General features: G+C 59.4%; 15 protein-coding genes. 2 read left to right on the forward strand and 13 right to left on the reverse strand.

Annotated elements, in window-relative coordinates:
* The 7 genes from X757_RS158670 to X757_RS23305 all read right to left on the reverse strand — a co-directional run bounded on the left by X757_RS158670 (position 1) and on the right by X757_RS23305 (position 9,121).
* Complete coding sequence (locus X757_RS158670) at positions 1 to 5,712, reverse strand: HAMP domain-containing protein (protein ID WP_031251114.1); 5,712 nt, start codon at positions 5,710 to 5,712, stop codon at positions 1 to 3.
* 446 nt (positions 5,713 to 6,158) lie between these two features.
* Positions 6,159 to 6,434: a hypothetical protein gene (locus X757_RS158665; RefSeq protein ID WP_023725485.1), complete on the reverse strand. Its 276-nt coding sequence runs from the start codon at positions 6,432 to 6,434 to the stop codon at positions 6,159 to 6,161.
* A 296-nt stretch (positions 6,435 to 6,730) separates the two neighbouring features.
* On the reverse strand, positions 6,731 to 7,351 hold the full coding sequence (locus X757_RS158660; RefSeq protein ID WP_023725486.1) for a cysteine hydrolase family protein: 621 nt from the start codon (positions 7,349 to 7,351) through the stop codon (positions 6,731 to 6,733).
* A gap of 23 nt (positions 7,352 to 7,374) precedes the next feature.
* Positions 7,375 to 7,860: a hypothetical protein gene (locus X757_RS158655; RefSeq protein ID WP_198024392.1), complete on the reverse strand. Its 486-nt coding sequence runs from the start codon at positions 7,858 to 7,860 to the stop codon at positions 7,375 to 7,377.
* Between the two features lie 101 nt (positions 7,861 to 7,961).
* Positions 7,962 to 8,249 carry a LysE family translocator gene (locus tag X757_RS1000000169375; RefSeq protein ID WP_280940374.1) on the reverse strand — a complete coding sequence of 96 codons (288 nt, stop codon included), beginning with the start codon at positions 8,247 to 8,249 and terminating at the stop codon, positions 7,962 to 7,964.
* Complete coding sequence (locus tag X757_RS1000000169380) at positions 8,182 to 8,547, reverse strand: LysE family translocator (RefSeq protein WP_306413584.1); 366 nt, start codon at positions 8,545 to 8,547, stop codon at positions 8,182 to 8,184. Before X757_RS1000000169380 ends, X757_RS1000000169375 begins: the two co-directional genes overlap by 68 nt.
* Positions 8,528 to 9,121: a DUF768 domain-containing protein gene (locus X757_RS23305; protein ID WP_032996162.1), complete on the reverse strand. Its 594-nt coding sequence runs from the start codon at positions 9,119 to 9,121 to the stop codon at positions 8,528 to 8,530. Before X757_RS23305 ends, X757_RS1000000169380 begins: the two co-directional genes overlap by 20 nt.
* 80 nt (positions 9,122 to 9,201) lie before the next feature.
* Here X757_RS23305 and X757_RS158650 point away from each other — a divergent pair, with 80 nt between their 5' ends.
* Entirely contained in the window at positions 9,202 to 10,029 is an 828-nt protein-coding gene (locus X757_RS158650) for a Ku protein (RefSeq protein WP_023681176.1), read from the forward strand.
* A 654-nt stretch (positions 10,030 to 10,683) separates the two neighbouring features.
* Here the strand turns inward: X757_RS158650 and X757_RS158645 are convergent.
* The 5 genes from X757_RS158645 to X757_RS0133520 all read right to left on the reverse strand — a co-directional run bounded on the left by X757_RS158645 (position 10,684) and on the right by X757_RS0133520 (position 14,521).
* Positions 10,684 to 11,730, reverse strand: coding sequence for an ATP-dependent DNA ligase (locus X757_RS158645; RefSeq protein ID WP_084629444.1), 1,047 nt, complete (start codon positions 11,728 to 11,730; stop codon positions 10,684 to 10,686).
* Positions 11,731 to 11,858: 128 nt separating this feature from the next.
* A complete protein-coding gene (locus tag X757_RS158640) occupies positions 11,859 to 12,365 on the reverse strand; it encodes a ferritin-like domain-containing protein (protein ID WP_023668075.1) in 507 nt (168 codons plus the stop codon).
* A gap of 330 nt (positions 12,366 to 12,695) precedes the next feature.
* A complete protein-coding gene (locus tag X757_RS158635; protein WP_023704638.1) occupies positions 12,696 to 13,115 on the reverse strand; it encodes an HD domain-containing protein in 420 nt (139 codons plus the stop codon).
* Between the two features lie 40 nt (positions 13,116 to 13,155).
* Positions 13,156 to 13,566 carry a DUF427 domain-containing protein gene (locus X757_RS158630; protein ID WP_023725490.1) on the reverse strand — a complete coding sequence of 137 codons (411 nt, stop codon included), beginning with the start codon at positions 13,564 to 13,566 and terminating at the stop codon, positions 13,156 to 13,158.
* 634 nt (positions 13,567 to 14,200) lie between these two features.
* A complete protein-coding gene (locus tag X757_RS0133520; RefSeq protein WP_031195797.1) occupies positions 14,201 to 14,521 on the reverse strand; it encodes a hypothetical protein in 321 nt (106 codons plus the stop codon).
* A gap of 202 nt (positions 14,522 to 14,723) precedes the next feature.
* On the opposite strand from X757_RS0133520, the gene X757_RS158625 reads away from it, so the two are divergent.
* Positions 14,724 to 15,299 carry a GNAT family N-acetyltransferase gene (locus X757_RS158625; RefSeq protein WP_245261917.1) on the forward strand — a complete coding sequence of 192 codons (576 nt, stop codon included), beginning with the start codon at positions 14,724 to 14,726 and terminating at the stop codon, positions 15,297 to 15,299.
* Positions 15,300 to 15,379: 80 nt separating this feature from the next.
* Here the strand turns inward: X757_RS158625 and X757_RS158620 are convergent, their stop codons facing one another.
* Positions 15,380 to 15,712 (reverse strand): hypothetical protein, encoded by a 333-nt coding sequence (locus tag X757_RS158620; RefSeq protein ID WP_023681169.1) that lies wholly within the window; start codon positions 15,710 to 15,712, stop codon positions 15,380 to 15,382.
* Positions 15,713 to 15,714: the final 2 nt, after the last annotated feature.

Below are 15,714 nucleotides of genomic sequence, written 5' to 3' on the forward strand. Positions count from 1 at the left end.
TCAGTTCGCTGCCAGGAGAAGTTTTTCCGGGCTCTCGACACGGGATCGGGCACGCCCGATCCAGACACGAAGCAGCGCCAGCAGGAGATCCAGGTCGACGGGTTTGGCGATGTAGTCGGAAGCCCCGGCATCCAGACATTTTTGCCGATCCCCCTTCATCGCCTTTGCGGTGACGGAAATCAGCGGGATATGAGCAATCGCCGGTGTGCCGCGAATCCGCCGCATCGTCTCGTAGCCGTCCATCTCCGGCATCATGATATCGATCAATGCCACGTCGACATCGGGCGCCTGTTCAAGAAGCGCGATGCCATCACGGCCCCGCTCGGCATGCAGAACCTGTATGTCATAGGTCTCCAGAACACTGGTGAGCGAATAGATATTGCGAATGTCGTCGTCGACGATGAGAACTTTCGCCCCGGCGAGATCGGACTTGCCGTTGTGTTCAGTTCCTGCCCAGGCCTCTTGGCGACCTTCTCCCGGCAGCGTTGCCGAAATATGCAGCGCCAATTGAGCGAAGTTCTCCGCCCGCGGTGCTTCCGCCAAGGCCGGGTTCAACGCCAGTACCTGTTCAAGCGCGTCCGGGTGAGGCGTAAAGAACAGCAGCTGCGGCAAGGCTTCGCCGAAGTGGCCGGTGATCTCGTCCAGCGCCTTTGCGTTGTCCTTGGCGGAGCGTCCAAAGCCGAGCACGACGGCATCATAGGAGGCGAGGCCAACGTCTTCTGCATTTGCCGCAACTCGACCGATCGCGGTGACCGACGTTACGCCGTCGCGGATTGCCTCGACCAGCGCCAGACGCCGCTCCGGGTCAGGGTCCACGACCAGAACGCGGCGCTGAACGCGGAGCTTCTTCGAGTGGATATCCTGAAACACCTTCATCAGCTCGTCCGAGGAAACGGGCTTGGTGGAAATGCTGGACGCCCCCTTGCGTGCGAGACTGTCGATGTCTTCGGCACCCGAGATGACATGGATGGGAATTCCCCTCGTCTTCTGGTCATGCCGCAGCAGATCGAAAAGCACCCAGCCATCGATATCCGAAAGCCCGAGATCAAGCGTGATTGCGTCGGGAACGAGCTTGCGGGCCAATGCCAGCGTGCCGGAACCTGCATTCGACAGAACGCCTTTCAGCCCGGCCGACCGGGCGAGGCCGAGCAGCAACCCGCCAAAGGTCGGGTCGTCCTCGACGATCAACACGATCCGATCGGTGGGTAGGATTGAATCGCGGTCGTCGATCAGCTCTGCCGAGGCCGGACTGCTGAGCAGAGCTGTCGCAGCAACCGCCTCCGCCGCCGGAGCCAGGGTCGACTGTACTGTCGTCACGCGGGGGCCGTCGAACGGGATGATGAGGGTAAATGTCGACCCCTTGCCCGGCGTGCTTTCGACCCGCAATTCGCCGCCAAGCAAGCGAGCGATCTCGCGGCTGATCGAGAGCCCAAGGCCGGTGCCGCCATACTTGCGGCTGGTGGTGCCGTCGGCCTGCTGGAAGGCCTCGAAAATCAGCTTCTGTTTGTCTTCTGGAATGCCAATGCCGGTGTCGGTGACGGCGATCGCGAGAGCCTTCACCGGCTGCGTCGCGCCATTGCGGCGGCCGGCCTTTTCAACCCGGAAGTTCAGGCTGACCTCGCCTTCCGAGGTGAATTTGAATGCGTTGGAAAGCAGGTTGAGGACAATCTGCTGCAAGCGTTTCTCATCTGTGCGGACCGTGTCGGGAAGCGCCGGATCGACCTTGATGGTGAAGCCAAGTCCCTTGTCGGCTGCCAGCTGACGAAAAGTTCGTTCCATGTGCTGGCGAAGATGCGTCACCGGCATATCGTTGATGTCGATGGAAACAGTGCCCGACTCGATCTTCGACAGATCGAGGATATCGTTGATGAGGCTGAGAAGATCGGTTCCTGCCGAATTGATGGTGCGGGCGAACTCTACCTGTTTTTCGTTGAGGTTGCCGTGCTGGTTGGTCGCCAGCAGGTTTGACAAAATGAGCAGCGAATTGAGCGGCGTGCGCAGTTCGTGGCTCATATTGGCCAGGAACTCGGACTTGTATTTCGACGTGAGTGCCAGTTGCTCGGCTTTCTCCTCCAGCGCGCGTCGCGCCATCTCGATTTCGAGATTCTTGTTTTCGACCTGCTTCTTTTCGTTCTCGAGCAGCTGCGCCTTTTCCTGCAGTTCCTCGTTCGTCGCATGCAGCTCTTCCTGCTTTTTTGTCAGCTCGGTTTGACGCGCTTGCAATTCCGACGTCAGCAGTTGCGACTGCTTGAGCAGGCCCTCCGTGCGCATCGTCGCAGCGATGGTGTTGAGAACGATGCCGACGGATTCCATGAGCTGGTTGAGGAACGACTGGTGTGTGTCACGAAACTCGCCGAACGAGGCGAGCTCGATGACGGCTTTGACTTCATCCTCGAACAGGGCAGGCAGGATGATGACATTGGCTGGCGAGGCGCTGCCAAGACCAGATGTGACCCGAAGGAATTCTGGCGGCACATTGTCCAGCATGATGGCGCGCTTGTCGGCGGCACTTTGCCCAACCAGGCCCTCTCGCAGATCAAGCCGCTGCTTGATGGCAGCTTTGCTCTCGGCGCCATAGGAAGCCGCCAGCTCAAGATAGGATTCCTCCTCGTCGCGATTGGTGACGTAGAACACCCCATACTGGGCGTTCACCAGAGGAGCGAGTTCGGACATGATGAGCCGCGAGACGGTGGCAAGATCGCGCTCGCCTTGCAGCATGCGCGAAAACCGGGCGAGATTGGTCTTCAACCAGTCCTGCTCGGCATTCTTCAGCGTCTGATCCTTCAGATTGCGGATCATTTCGTTGATGTTGTCTTTTAGCGCGGCGACCTCGCCGGACGCTTCGACGCTGATCGAACGGGTAAGATCGCCCTTGGTCACCGCCGTCGAAACCTCGGCGATGGCACGCACCTGGGTGGTCAGATTGGCAGCGAGTTGATTGACGTTGTCGGTGAGGTCGCGCCAGAGGCCGGCGGCACCTGGCACACGCGCCTGACCGCCGAGCTTGCCCTCGATGCCCACCTCACGGGCGACGTTGGTCACCTGGTCGGCAAAGGTGGCAAGCGTCTCGATCATGCCGTTGATGGTGTCGGCCAGCAGGGCGATCTCTCCCTTCGCGTCGACCGTCAGTTTGCGCCTGAGATTGCCTTGCGCGACCGCCGTCACGACATCGGCGATGCCGCGCACCTGATTGGTCAAGTTCGTCGCCATCAGGTTGACGTTGTCGGTCAGGTCCTTCCAGGTACCGGCAACACCTTCGACGCGCGCCTGGCCACCAAGCTTGCCCTCGGTGCCAACCTCACGCGCGACTCGGGTGACCTCGCCGGCGAAGGAGTTCAACTGGTCCACCATGGTGTTGATGGTCGACTTGAGCTCCAGGATTTCGCCCTTCACATCGACGGTGATCTTCTTCGACAGGTCGCCGCGCGCCACGGCGGTCGTGACTTCGGCGATGTTGCGCACCTGGCCGGTCAGATTCTCGGCCATCGAGTTCACATTGTCTGTGAGATCCTTCCACGTGCCGGCAACGCCGCGCACCTGCGCCTGGCCTCCCAACTTGCCTTCCGTGCCGACCTCGCGTGCCACGCGCGTGACTTCCGAAGCGAAGGAATTAAGCTGGTCCACCATTGTGTTGATGGTGTCCTTCAGCTCCAGGATCTCGCCGCGGACATCGACGGTGATCTTCTTCGAAAGGTCCCCGAGCGCCACGGCGGTGGTTACCTCGGCGATGTTGCGCACCTGGCCGGTCAGGTTGGCCGCCATGGCGTTGACGTTTTCGGTCAGATCCTTCCACGTGCCGCCGATGCCGCGCACCTGGGCCTGGCCGCCGAGCTTGCCATCGGAGCCGACCTCGCGCGCCACACGTGTCACTTCCGAAGCGAAGGAATTGAGCTGGTCGACCATCGTGTTGATGACGTCCTTGATCTGCAAGATCTCGCCCAGCGCGTCGACGGTGATCTTCTGGGTCAAGTCGCCGGTCGCGATGGCCGTTGCCACCTTGGACACGTCGCGCAATTGCACCGTCAAATTGCCGGCCATGGCGTTGACGTTGTCGGTCAGATCCTTCCAGGTGCCACCGACGCCTTCGACATGCGCCTGGCCACCAAGCTTGCCTTCCGATCCCACTTCGCGGGCCACACGCGTGACCTCAGAGGCAAAGGAGTTCAGTTGGTCGACCATCGTGTTGACGGTGTCCTTGAGCTCCAGGATCTCGCCTTTGACGTCGACGGTGATCTTCTTCGACAGGTCGCCGCGCGCCACGGCGGTGGTGACTTCTGCGATGTTTCGAACCTGGCCAGTCAGGTTGGCGGCCATGAGATTGACGTTGTCGGTCAAATCCTTCCATGTGCCGCCGACGCCCCTCACCTCTGCCTGGCCGCCCAGCTTGCCTTCGGTGCCGACCTCGCGTGCCACGCGCGTCACTTCCGAGGCAAAGGAGTTCAGTTGGTCGACCATCGTGTTGATGGTGTCCTTGAGTTCCAGGATTTCGCCTTGCACGGCGACCGTGATCTTCTTGGACAGATCGCCCGACGCGACCGCCGTCGTCACCTCGGCGATATTGCGCACCTGACCGGTCAGGTTCTCGGCCATCGAGTTGACGTTGTCGGTGAGGTCCTTCCAGGTGCCGGCGACGCCGCGCACCTGCGCCTGCCCGCCAAGCTTGCCTTCGGTGCCAACCTCGCGTGCCACGCGCGTGACCTCGCCCGCGAATGAATTCAGCTGGTCCACCATTGTGTTTATCGTGGATTTCAGCTCGAGAATCTCGCCCTTCACGTCGACCGTAATCTTCTTCGACAGGTCGCCCAAAGCCACTGCGGTCGTCACTTCGGCGATGTTGCGCACCTGGCCAGTCAGGTTCTCGGCCATGGAATTCACATTGTCGGTCAGATCCTTCCACGTACCACCAACACCCTCAACGCGCGCCTGGCCGCCAAGCTTGCCTTCAGTGCCGACCTCGCGCGCCACGCGCGTCACTTCCGAAGCGAAGGAATTAAGCTGGTCCACCATCGTGTTGATGGTGTTCTTCAGTTCTAGGATCTCGCCCTTGACATCGACTGTGATCTTCTTCGACAGGTCGCCCGACGCGACCGCGGTCGTAACCTCCGCGATGTTGCGCACTTGCCCGGTCAGGTTCGTGGCCATCGCGTTGACGTTGTCGGTCAGATCTTTCCACGTGCCGGCGACGCCCTTGACCCGGGCTTGGCCGCCGAGCTTGCCTTCCGTACCGACCTCGCGCGCCACGCGCGTCACCTCAGAGGCGAAGGAGGCCAACTGGCCGACCATGGTGTTGACGATCTTGCCGATGCGCAGGAATTCGCCACGCAGCGGTCGGCCATCAATTTCGACCATCATGGTCTGCGACAGGTCGCCCTTGGCGACGGCGCCGATAACGCGCGCAACCTCAGCCGTTGGCTGAACCATGTCTTCTATGAGATCATTGACTGAACGGACACTGGATTCCCAACTGCCGGTGGCATTGCGAACCCGGCCGCGCTCGCCTATCCGCCCTTCCTTGCCGACGACCCGGCTCAAGCGCTCGAACTCACGCGTCACTTGGTCGTTGAGGTCAGCGATCTCATTGAAAGTCTCAGCTATCTCGGAATCGAGGCCTTCATAAACATTGTCGATGCGGACGGAGAAATCGCCGCGCCGGAAGGCTTTCAGAGAACTCAGGATGCTTCGACGGTCCAATTGCTTCTTGGATGCCTGCACGGTCACAGCGCCACTCCCAGCCCTATGGATTTATACGGATAAAGTTGCCCCCGCGGCCAATGGTGGATCGCGCCGCGAGACCCCAAACGCCGCATTTTCAATTTTGTTCCATCGTGCCGTGAAAATTCCAGGCCGACGATTGCGCCTTGGTTTGAACGCCGGATTCATGATGCGGTTGCGATTTATCGGGCTTCAGCCGACCACGACACGTCATCGCCGTTTGCCATTGCCAGACAGGCATGAATTGCGTTGCGCAACTCGGAAGGCGAGGCAGGCTTTGCGACCCATGTCCCTTGAAGGAAAATCGGATCGTGAAAACCCGAATTGGCGTAGCTTGCCGAATGGACGACAAAGGGGATGTGTCGGGCGTCAAGCAACGTAGCTATTCGTTCGAGCGCGATAAACGCCTCGTCTTCCAAAATCGCAACGGACCTATGGTGGTCCAATTATCGCAGTCCTTTGCTCTCCGAAGCGATCGGCAGCGCAGCACGCCGCCTGACCGGTTCCACCCGGTGGTCGAAGCTCACGGCAATTTTCTTGCCGGACATGGCATGGACCATAAGCCCGACCAATTCCTCGTCGTCGCAGCGACACTCAGGAAACCTTGCGCGGATTTCATCGACCGCAAACGCCGTCGAGATAATGTCGTCAGCGCGATAGCCAGAGATCACCGCGTAGACTGCGCTATAGGTTTCAAGGTCAATGACTTCGGTTTTCAGCACATCATCCTCCCTGCGGAAGGCCGACGGCAGAGGCGCCGGATGTCTCGCAAAGATTGCTAGATGCCGGCATCGAGTCTTCGGCGCTGTATCCTGTTCATTCTATGACGGTTGGCAGCGCTGTCGATAGCTCTGCAAGGCTTTGTACGCTTCCAGACACTGATTCACGCGAGCGACCAGATCAGGCAATCGTGCCGTTCATATACGTTTTCCGGTTCACTGTAGTGCCGTCCGCCAACTGAAACAGTCCGCCCGACCAGAATGACGATTGTCGGCCCTTTCACTTGAAGCCCACCAGATCAGCGAGTGAGTTGTGGCCAACACTCCAACACCTCCGCCATGCTGGCCGCCTCAATCTGCTCACTGAAGCGGGAATGGTAGACTTCCATCAGTGCGTCATGGGTCTGGTCGGCAGAGCTGCAGATGGCATCGGTGACGAGAATGACGCGAAAGCCACGATCGATGGCGCCAAGCACGGTCGCGAGAACGCAAACGTCGGTTTCGCCACCGGTGATCACGAGCGCACGCACGCCGGAGCCACTCAGCAGCGCGTCGAGCCGCCCCTCGGTCCAGGGCGAATAGACGTGTTTGTCGACCACCGTCGCCGGCGGTACAAATCGTGCGAGTTGAGGCATCAGCTCGATCAGGCGCGGATCGATGTTGGAAAGGGTTACCTCCGCCCACCGACGATAGTAGTTTGCCCACATTCCCGGCGCCTCGCCCGGGCAGGCGGCAGGAATGAAGCGCGTGAACAGGGTACGGCTGGCATGTCTGGCGACCAGTTCTTCGATCGCCGGGACCACCTTTTCAGCCCACGGCACGGGCCAAGGTCCACCCGGCGCAAACAGGCGCTGCATGTCGACGCACAGATGCAGGCCATCGTCGCCTATTGGTCCGTGAATCAATCCTTGGGCGGCCACTGGTGGATTCCGTCGGGTTTAGGTTACTGGCCTGCCTGCCGCGCTGCATCGGCCTCAGCCACATCAACAGTGTAAAGCAATTCACCGTTTTCGTTGGATACCCTCACAAGCCAGCCGGACAGAGCGTCCGTGCCAGGCTGCAGGTCGGCGAGAAGATCGATTGCGCAGCGGATAGCTTCGGACCGGGCCGCCTCAAGGCTCGCCATCCTCGACGGCGGTATGCGTCGGCTGGTTTCGCCATCGCGATACTCAAAGACATATACGTCGCCGGCGCCGTCGCTTGCAGAGGTTATCTCGACCTGGTCGAAATTGCCGTTGCTGCTCGCGTCATATTCATTGGCTGCGAGATCAAAGGTCGCTGTCTGGACCAGGATTGCCTTTGCGCGGGCAAGCACGTCATCTTCAGCTTGTATCCCGACGTTTGCCATGTCCACCGCAACGCAGTCGCCGCCCTGGCCGCAAAATATCACCCGGCGAACCGACTGCCCGTCTGGCGCCCTGGCATTCACCACTTCGGTCCGAACGACTTGCATGACACTCTCCTGCCTGTGTCTGACAATGTTCATGGTGCGCTTTCGGTTCCTGCGGATGCAGGCGCCGGCCCGGCAACTTAACGGCTTGCCCCGCCGCCAAAGGCCATTCGGAACCCAAGGCCAACAATGAAGAGGCCGGCGATCCGCTGCTGCCAAAGCCGCACACGAGGGCGCTTCAGGATCCAGGCGCCTATGCTGCCGGAGGCCACGGCATAGGTCCCCAACACCAACACGCCCGTCATTTTCTGAGTTGCTCCCAGCAGCAACAGTTGAAGCGTCACGGAACTCCCATGCGGATCAACGAACTGAGGCAGGAACGCTACCATAAACGTGATGGGCCACGAATTGAACAGATTGGCAATCATGCCTTCCCGTGCCGCGGCAACGGCCTTGATCGGGGTCGTATCCGGCCGGGCCTGTGTTTCCGGCTTCGTGAAGACCAGCCCTAGCCCCGAGCCATACGAGATACGCCGCCCCAAGCCATTGCAGTGCTCCAAAAGCTAGTGGGGAGGTTCGCACGAGAGACGAAACACCGAACGCTATGAGAGGAAGCTGAACCATGCCGGCGCCGGCCGTCATCCCCAATACCGTGAACAGCGCAACCCTGCGTCCCTGCCCTATGCCGCGCGCCGTCACCAGCATGCTATCCGGCCCGGGCGGCATCTGCAGCAGGACGACCGTTCCCACGAATGCTATCCAGTGGGCGGGATCGATGACTTGTTCCTCTCAACAATGATGCTCTTGTGGACTTGGAGCGGCGATATAGCCGGTCAACGCGAAGCTGCGGCGCCGAGGCCGTTGCGCAGAAGTAGCTCATGTCTGGTTCAGAATTAACTGCAGAGCCGCGACCGCCTTGCTCCACGATCATCTCGGCAATGTACTCCTTGAGGTCCCCGACTTCGTCCTGAATGTCCTCGGGGGCGATGCCTTCCTCGTCTGCATCCGCGATGCATTGGCTTGCGAGTTCCTCTGCGGCATCGACGCCCTTCCGCATGAGAGCAGGCTTTTCGATCACATGCTCCTCAATCCATACTCCGACGAAATGGACTGTACGATTTACGATGAGGTCAGCGTCTTCCGAGAGTTGCGCCTCGGTTTTCAAATCGTCCCTCGTCGACGCTTCATGGAACTCACCTCGGCAAAATGGGCTCACTTCCAACGCCGACAGGTTGCCAAAAGATGCACCGTGCCGATGAAAATCGCTGTCGAGACCGACAGGATTTCGCCCACCGGACATTCACGGTGCACCGAGCCCCCGCCGCAGGAACAATTCGAACGGAAACGCGTTGCCCTAGCTGGAAACGGGATAAGCGCAAAATGGCCGCGCCACGTGCTGCCTGGAAGGGCTTCTTGAAGGTTGGTTCGGTTACTTGCGGCGTGAAGATTGTCGGCGCAACCAGCGAAGCATCCAAGATCCATTTCAAGATTTTGAACCGCAAGGACGGTCTGCCGGTCAGGAGCGTCTACGCCGACGAGGAGACCGGAAAGCTGGTGGATGCAGCGGATCAGGTGAAGGGTTTCGAGATCGAAAAAGACGAATTTCTCCAGATCGAACCTGACGACATAAAGGCGTTGAAGCTGACGTCGAAGCACACGCTCGAAGTCGGCGAATTCGTATCGATTGACGATATCGATACGCGCTATCTCGAGAAGCCCTACTATCTGATCCCGGCCGACGGCGCCGCAATCGAAGCATACGGAGTGATCCGCGATGCCATGAAGAACAAGGGCGTGGCCGCTCGATCCTGCGTGGTGCTCTACCAGCGCGGCCGCGAAGTGCTGATTCAGCCCTATGGCAAGGGCATGGTGATGACCGAGCTTCGCAACCACAACGAAATGGTTTCGGAAAGCACTGTGTTCGATGGATTGGCCAAGCAGAAATACGACCCCGATCTGCTCGAAATCGCCGGCATGCTTATTGACAAAAAAGTGACGACCTTCGATCCCTCGAAATTTGAAGACACCTATGAAGACGCGCTGATCGCCATGATCGATGCAAAGCGCAAAGGCAAGAAGCTGCCGAAGCCCGCACCAAGGCCACAGGAGAATGTCATCAACCTCGCTGAGGTGCTGAAGAAGAGCCTCAAACAGGAAGGGCTGGCGAGATCCACAAAGAGAGCCTCACCGAAACGCAAGACAGCATAGTTGATAACTGCCCAGCCAGAAGGTCCGCACAGCAGCTCCAGCCGCCCTTAATAGCTCGGAACAATTCTCGCGGTTGCCCGTTGGCCACCAAGGACGATGCCTTATGGCCGAGATCAAGAACGTCGACAGGGCAGTCCTCAAAGAGCCAGAGGCAGCGGATGCCAACATTGCGCTCAAAGGAGCCGGAACGCAGGACTCTGATCGGGCGCCGACAAGCCCCAGGACCGCTGGCCATCGGTAAAAATACATGGGGTGTGAAAAGACCCTTTCGCCTCCAGACGCGGCGACGCGCGACCTGTGGCGGGCCGAACCCCACGCCCAAGCGAAACCCGGAGAATAGATGTGCCCCCCAAACCAGAGCCAACCGAAGAGCCGCCAGTGGATGCGCCGACGTGGACGCCGGACATACGCGAGCCTGAGCCGGATCTTCTTCCCGACGAAGTGCCAGTTCCTAATCCGGACGAGAACCGTGATCCGCCAAAGCGAGGCGTGGTGACAGACTGAACAACGAGTTTGGTCCGGCATCCTCCTGCAAAGGCGTTTATCTCGCCGCCGGGTTCAAGATCGCCAGTGAAATGCGACTGGATTTGGCTGCGCCGAATGCTTGACGGATTTGGTCTCGATGGTGTGGACCTGTCGACGCCTCGCCAAGCCTCATTTTCCAAGTATCTGTTCGAACGTGCATTGCTTCGGGCTTTTGTCAGGACGCCATCGCAGAAATTTGGTGCCATGACGGAAACGATCGCCGGTGACATGATCGAACCGCACCTCCGCCACCAGTTCGGGCCGCAATGGCTCCCATTGTCCGCTTCTTTCCGTGCTCCACCGACTGGGACCGCCCGGCGCTTTTCCCGTGAAGCCAGGAGCCGATCGCAAAGCTTCAAGTTGTCGCGTAAGCTTGGCCCTGTCCTCCCGGGCGATCGTCGAAGTGAACCCGACATGGTCGAGTTGCCCCTGGTCATTGTACAGGCCAAGCAACAGGGAGCCGACTTCACGCGAATTCGCCAGGTAGCGGAACCCTCCGACGACACAATCGGCCGTGCGCAGGCGCTTGACTTTGACCATGGCGCGCTCGCCGGGTCGATATTCGTCATCGAGAAGCTTGGCAACGACCCCGTCGGTCGAACCTTGTCCGGATTGGCCAAGCCATCTGCCTGCCGCCGCCAAATCACGCGTCGCCCGAGACAGTTCGAGATCCTTTCGCGCGGCCGACTTTACGAACAGTTCGAGTGCAGCGCGCCGAACCGAGAGCGGCTGCTGCATCAAGGCGCCCTCGGAGGTCGCCAACATGTCAAAGAGGATCAGCTTTGCCGGCGTCGCGACCGACAGTTTCCGGATCCTGCTTTCCGCCGGATGCAGCCGCATCTGCAAGGCGTCGAAAGAAAGAGAGCCTGCAATTTCGATGACGATCTCACCATCGACCACGAACTCTTTTGTTTTCAGTTCATGCAACATCGCGACGACTTCCGGGAAATACCGCCCTAACGGCTTGCCGGATTTTGCACGCAACTCCACGGCCGCGCCGGATTTAAAGGCCAGGCAGCGGAACCCGTCCCATTTGGGTTCGTATTGCCATCGGCCAGCATCGGCCGGCAACGTGTCGGCAGCCTTTGCTTCCATCGGCGCCGTGCTCAACGCCACGCCGAAAGACGATTTTGCACTCGTCGGCAGATCGCGAGAGATGGCAGATTCGCCCGTCATGAAAGTTCCGTGGACAACGATGGAGATCGACTCAACGCAGCACTGGTGCCGGCTTTGGAAAAAATCATGCTCCAACAGGGTTAGGTCATGATGAGATTTCAACCAATCTCATCATGACCTGGGACGGTCTACTCGGCAGCCTGCATGTTGATCTTGCTTTCCGCCATTTCGGTGAGCTTGCGATCGGTCGCCTGCTCTTCTTTCAGGTTCTTGGCCAATACGTTGGCGCAGTCACTGCGGCCAAGCTGCTTGGCCCAGGCGATGAGCGTGCCATATCTGGTCATCTCATAGTGTTCGACCGCCTGCGCCGACGCTATCAGCGCCGCGTCTAGAACCTCCTTGTCGTCGACGTCGCCGCTCACATCGTCGGCTTCCTCCAGAATGCCGTCTATCGCCGGGCAGTTGACCTCCTTGGCCTTGACGCCATGCAATTCGAACACCTGTTCGACGCGCTCGATATGGCCTTTGGTCTGCTCGAGGTGTTTTTCGAATCCGGCCTTCAATTGCGGATCGGTTGCCTTGCCGATCATCTTCGGCAGCGCTTTCTCGATCTGCTTTTCGGCGTAATAGATGTCGCGCAGCGTGTGCACGAAGAGATCGTCGAGTGTCTTGATGTCCTTCGAAAAGAAGCCCATGGCCTTACCTTTCATTGTGCAGAAGTTCGGGTTCGGCGGCGGCTTGCCCGCCACCCGCGGAGGCCGGGAACTCGTCCCGGCTTGCTGGTCAACGCACCGGTGCTGGAGGAGTTCCTGATTCCGAGCCGGCCGTTACTCCTTTTGGAGACGCTGCGGTCCATCTCCGGAGGAGCTTTGACCCGATCACACGTTCCATGGTCCAGCGAGGACCCTCAGGCGCACGCCGGCGCGGAAAAACTGACGGCCAGGAGAGCCGAAACGTGCTGTGCGCCGCAAGCTCTCGCAGGCGATGGCTGCCTCGGCAGATGCAATGCCAGCGTCGGGCGCGCACTATTGTCGGGAGAACTCTTGGTCAAGCATGCGAAGGCCCTCTTCATATTTGGCCGCCGACGCTCCGACCTGCCTCGACTGCCAGATGTTGTCCTCCAGATCGGCGCGTTTTACGGGGAGCGCCACTGGGTTCGACGCAGCCCGCCGGACAAAGGCGAAATACTCCTCATCCGGCCTGCGCGACATGGCATCGACCGCCGCGGTAATTGTCGGTCCGAAGCCTGCTTCTTCGAGCTTGGCGCGGGTCCAGCCCTCGCCTTTCTCCAGAACGTCATGAAGGTAGGCAACAGTCTTCTGATCGATTGTCTCGACAGCGTCGACGACACGGCGGCAATGCTCGATGTAGGGCCGCCCGGTCTTATCGCGCTGCGACGCGTGAACCTCCTCCGCAATCTTTGCCGCCTGGTAGAAAATGCTCATCGCGCCTGTCGTTACCGTGATTGACTCTGGCTGATGAAACCTATTCGACGATATGTGGCGTGTGTCGCTTGTCCTCGGCAGGGTCGACATCGATACGGGCCTTTTCCGGATCGAAAGCGCCGTGACCTGCAATAGCCAGAGCAGCCGCATCGGGCGTTTCGTAGGCCCACATGAAATCATCGGAAGAACTGCCGACGGCGTGGACACGCCAGTAGCTTGCGGTGCCTTTGAGCGGGCACCGGGTGGTGGTGTCGGTCTTTTCGAAAAGATCGAAATAGATGTCCTCGAAGGGGATATAGAAAACGGGCTCGTGCCCGTCTTCACGCAGGACCTTCGCCCGCTCCGTAGCTGCGACGATGGCGTCGGAAAACCGCACCGTCACCGTGCCGGAAAACGGTTCTATGGCCAATCGGCCAAGGTGGTGTTGTGAAGTTGCGCCTGAAGTTTGCATTTGGATTTCTCCCTGGCGATTACCGCAAGATCGGTCATGCCTAGAGACGAAATGCGCGGCGGCGCTTCAGGTTCCGGCATGTCCGATGAGCTGAATGGCAGCCGGCCTTAAAGCGCCTACCGCCTGCCGTATCCAGCAGTACTCGTCAGTAAGGCGCGGTAAAATGCTCGTCCAGCCCATTCGAAGACTTTGGAAGGACGACACGGTCGTCGCTTCCGTGGAGCGTCAGGGCTGGCACCGAAATGATCTTCGCCGCCACTTGCCGGCGGGCGAGTTCGTGGCTGGAGATGCTCCAGCTGTTTGGCCGTCGTCAGCTGCCGCCTCATGTACGGGCTCCGGGGCGGCCTCAGTTGCTGCCAAGTGGGCCGCAAGGTCCCTATAGACCTTGTCCCTGCCGCCATCGTGTTTAGCGATCAGGCCAAGTAGGTCATGACGGCTTAGCTTTGCAATCTTCATTAGGAATTCGAATTCGTGCTTCGGAATCGAGGCTGCTAAGCGATCGAGTTTGGCCCGCCGGGTCTCTTTGGACACATGTGCTCCTATGTATCCAGGCAGCATGCGAGGCACGTATTCGGAGGCCCGCCATTGTCTTGATGGCGGGCCTTCGGGCGGCCGAAGCCGCTAGGTCCATCGGCTACTTGTTGCAATTTTGCACGGTCGAGGTCGTTGCGCCACTTGCAGTGTTGTTATCGATGTCATTGCCTGCGGCGTCCTTGCAACGGTCGGTCATGCCGTTCGATTTTGTAGTCGAGTTTGTGGAATTCGGATCGGTTGGCACGGCCGCATTCCCGCTGCCAGTGCCATTGCCAGCGGCGCCGCCGCTGCCAACAGTTCCAGTACCAGTTCCATTACCCGTGCCAGCCGTGCCGCCAGCACCCGTTCCATTTGTCTGCGCCAAGGCGGAACCGGCCAAGGCAATAGTTAGCACCGACGCGGCTAGAATTTTCTTCAACATTGGAGTCTCCGTGTTTGAATCGCCGAATTGCGATCGCTTTCCCAACGACAGGTTTTTCTCATTGTTCCCGGCGTAATGGATTGTGATCCGCAGCAGCCTTCGTCGAGGTGGATACTCTTGACGGCGCACGAATTGTGATGAGACCTGACAAGGGCAGGATGGGCTTTGTTCAACACCAAAGCGATATGTTGGGCGCGGCTGCATGCATCCGACGCGGATCGCGATGCGGAATGTGGGCAATACGGGTTACAACAGAAGCGGCGATCAGAGCTGCGAGCGAACCGGCCGCCTTGATGTTAGTCTGACGGTTGAATCTCAAGACCATTCCGACGCAGGAGCAGAACGCATGCCGGCTCGATCCGAAGGATTTACAATCGCTCTGGCTCACAACGGGGATGCACGAACGCAGGCGGCCGCTGCGCTCTATCGACACAACATCGAACAAACCGGAATCGATGACCGGGCAGTGATCGGCGCGGAGCTTACCGACCCCTCGGGAAAGATCTGGGGTGGAATTTGGGGCAGAACGGAACTGGGGCTCCTGTTTCTCGACATGTTCTTCTTGCCTGAAAAATTGCGTGGCCGATCCTATGGATCACAGCTTCTTATGGCGATTGAGGAGGAAGCCATTAGGCGCGGATGCAAGAGAGCCGTCGTCGAGACGAGCAGTTTCCAGGCGCCTCAATTCTACCGGCTTCATGGGTTTGAGGAATTCGGCAAAGTCGAATTCGTTATTCCAGGACATGCCCGCATCTTCCTTCGCAAGAACCTGCAGTAATCTTTGCGGAGGCGCCATCTGCACGAACGGCTGTTCGCCGGCAAAATGCCGGCGCCTTAGCCCTCCCGAGCCGTAGCCATCTACTCCCGAAGGTCCTTTTGCCCTTTCCATCCAGGAAGCTCGGTCATCGGGCATAGCAGCCGCGGTCGCGCCGGATCGGAGATATCGAGTTTATCCCAGGGAATGCGGTACAGGCCGTCGCGGCGGCGCAGCCGAAAGAGGTCGAGCATCGCGATGCCGATGGTCGAAGCCGACAGACGCTCGAACGCGGCGTAGATGCCAACGTGGAATTCAGTAACGACGAGCTCGTCGCCACGCTGTTCGGCGAGAATCTCTTCGATGTGACCGATGCTCTTTCCGCGCTGCGAGAGCACGCGTCGCCCGGCAAGATGTTCGAGGTTGACTGTCCTCATCA

Origin of the sequence: Mesorhizobium sp. LSHC412B00 (assembly GCF_000503035.1) — a bacterium.
In the GTDB taxonomy this organism is placed as follows: Bacteria; Pseudomonadota; Alphaproteobacteria; order Rhizobiales; family Rhizobiaceae; genus Mesorhizobium.

Excerpts from the sequence above, each read along its gene's own strand:
- X757_RS158650 (WP_023681176.1), top strand. The coding sequence starts at position 9,202 with ATGGCCGCGCCACGTGCTGCCTGGAAGGGCTTCTTGAAGGTTGGTTCG.
- X757_RS1000000169380 (WP_306413584.1), bottom strand. The coding sequence starts at position 8,547 with ATGCCGCCCGGGCCGGATAGCATGCTGGTGACGGCGCGCGGCATAGGG.
- X757_RS158630 (WP_023725490.1), bottom strand. The coding sequence starts at position 13,566 with ATGCAAACTTCAGGCGCAACTTCACAACACCACCTTGGCCGATTGGCC.
- X757_RS158640 (WP_023668075.1), bottom strand. The coding sequence starts at position 12,365 with ATGGGCTTCTTTTCGAAGGACATCAAGACACTCGACGATCTCTTCGTG.
- X757_RS158645 (WP_084629444.1), bottom strand. The coding sequence starts at position 11,730 with ATGACGGGCGAATCTGCCATCTCTCGCGATCTGCCGACGAGTGCAAAA.
- X757_RS158620 (WP_023681169.1), bottom strand. The coding sequence starts at position 15,712 with ATGAGGACAGTCAACCTCGAACATCTTGCCGGGCGACGCGTGCTCTCG.
- X757_RS158635 (WP_023704638.1), bottom strand. The coding sequence starts at position 13,115 with ATGAGCATTTTCTACCAGGCGGCAAAGATTGCGGAGGAGGTTCACGCG.
- X757_RS0133520 (WP_031195797.1), bottom strand. The coding sequence starts at position 14,521 with ATGTTGAAGAAAATTCTAGCCGCGTCGGTGCTAACTATTGCCTTGGCC.
- X757_RS1000000169375 (WP_280940374.1), bottom strand. The coding sequence starts at position 8,249 with ATGATTGCCAATCTGTTCAATTCGTGGCCCATCACGTTTATGGTAGCG.
- X757_RS23305 (WP_032996162.1), bottom strand. The coding sequence starts at position 9,121 with ATGTCCGGTGGGCGAAATCCTGTCGGTCTCGACAGCGATTTTCATCGG.
- X757_RS158625 (WP_245261917.1), top strand. The coding sequence starts at position 14,724 with ATGCATCCGACGCGGATCGCGATGCGGAATGTGGGCAATACGGGTTAC.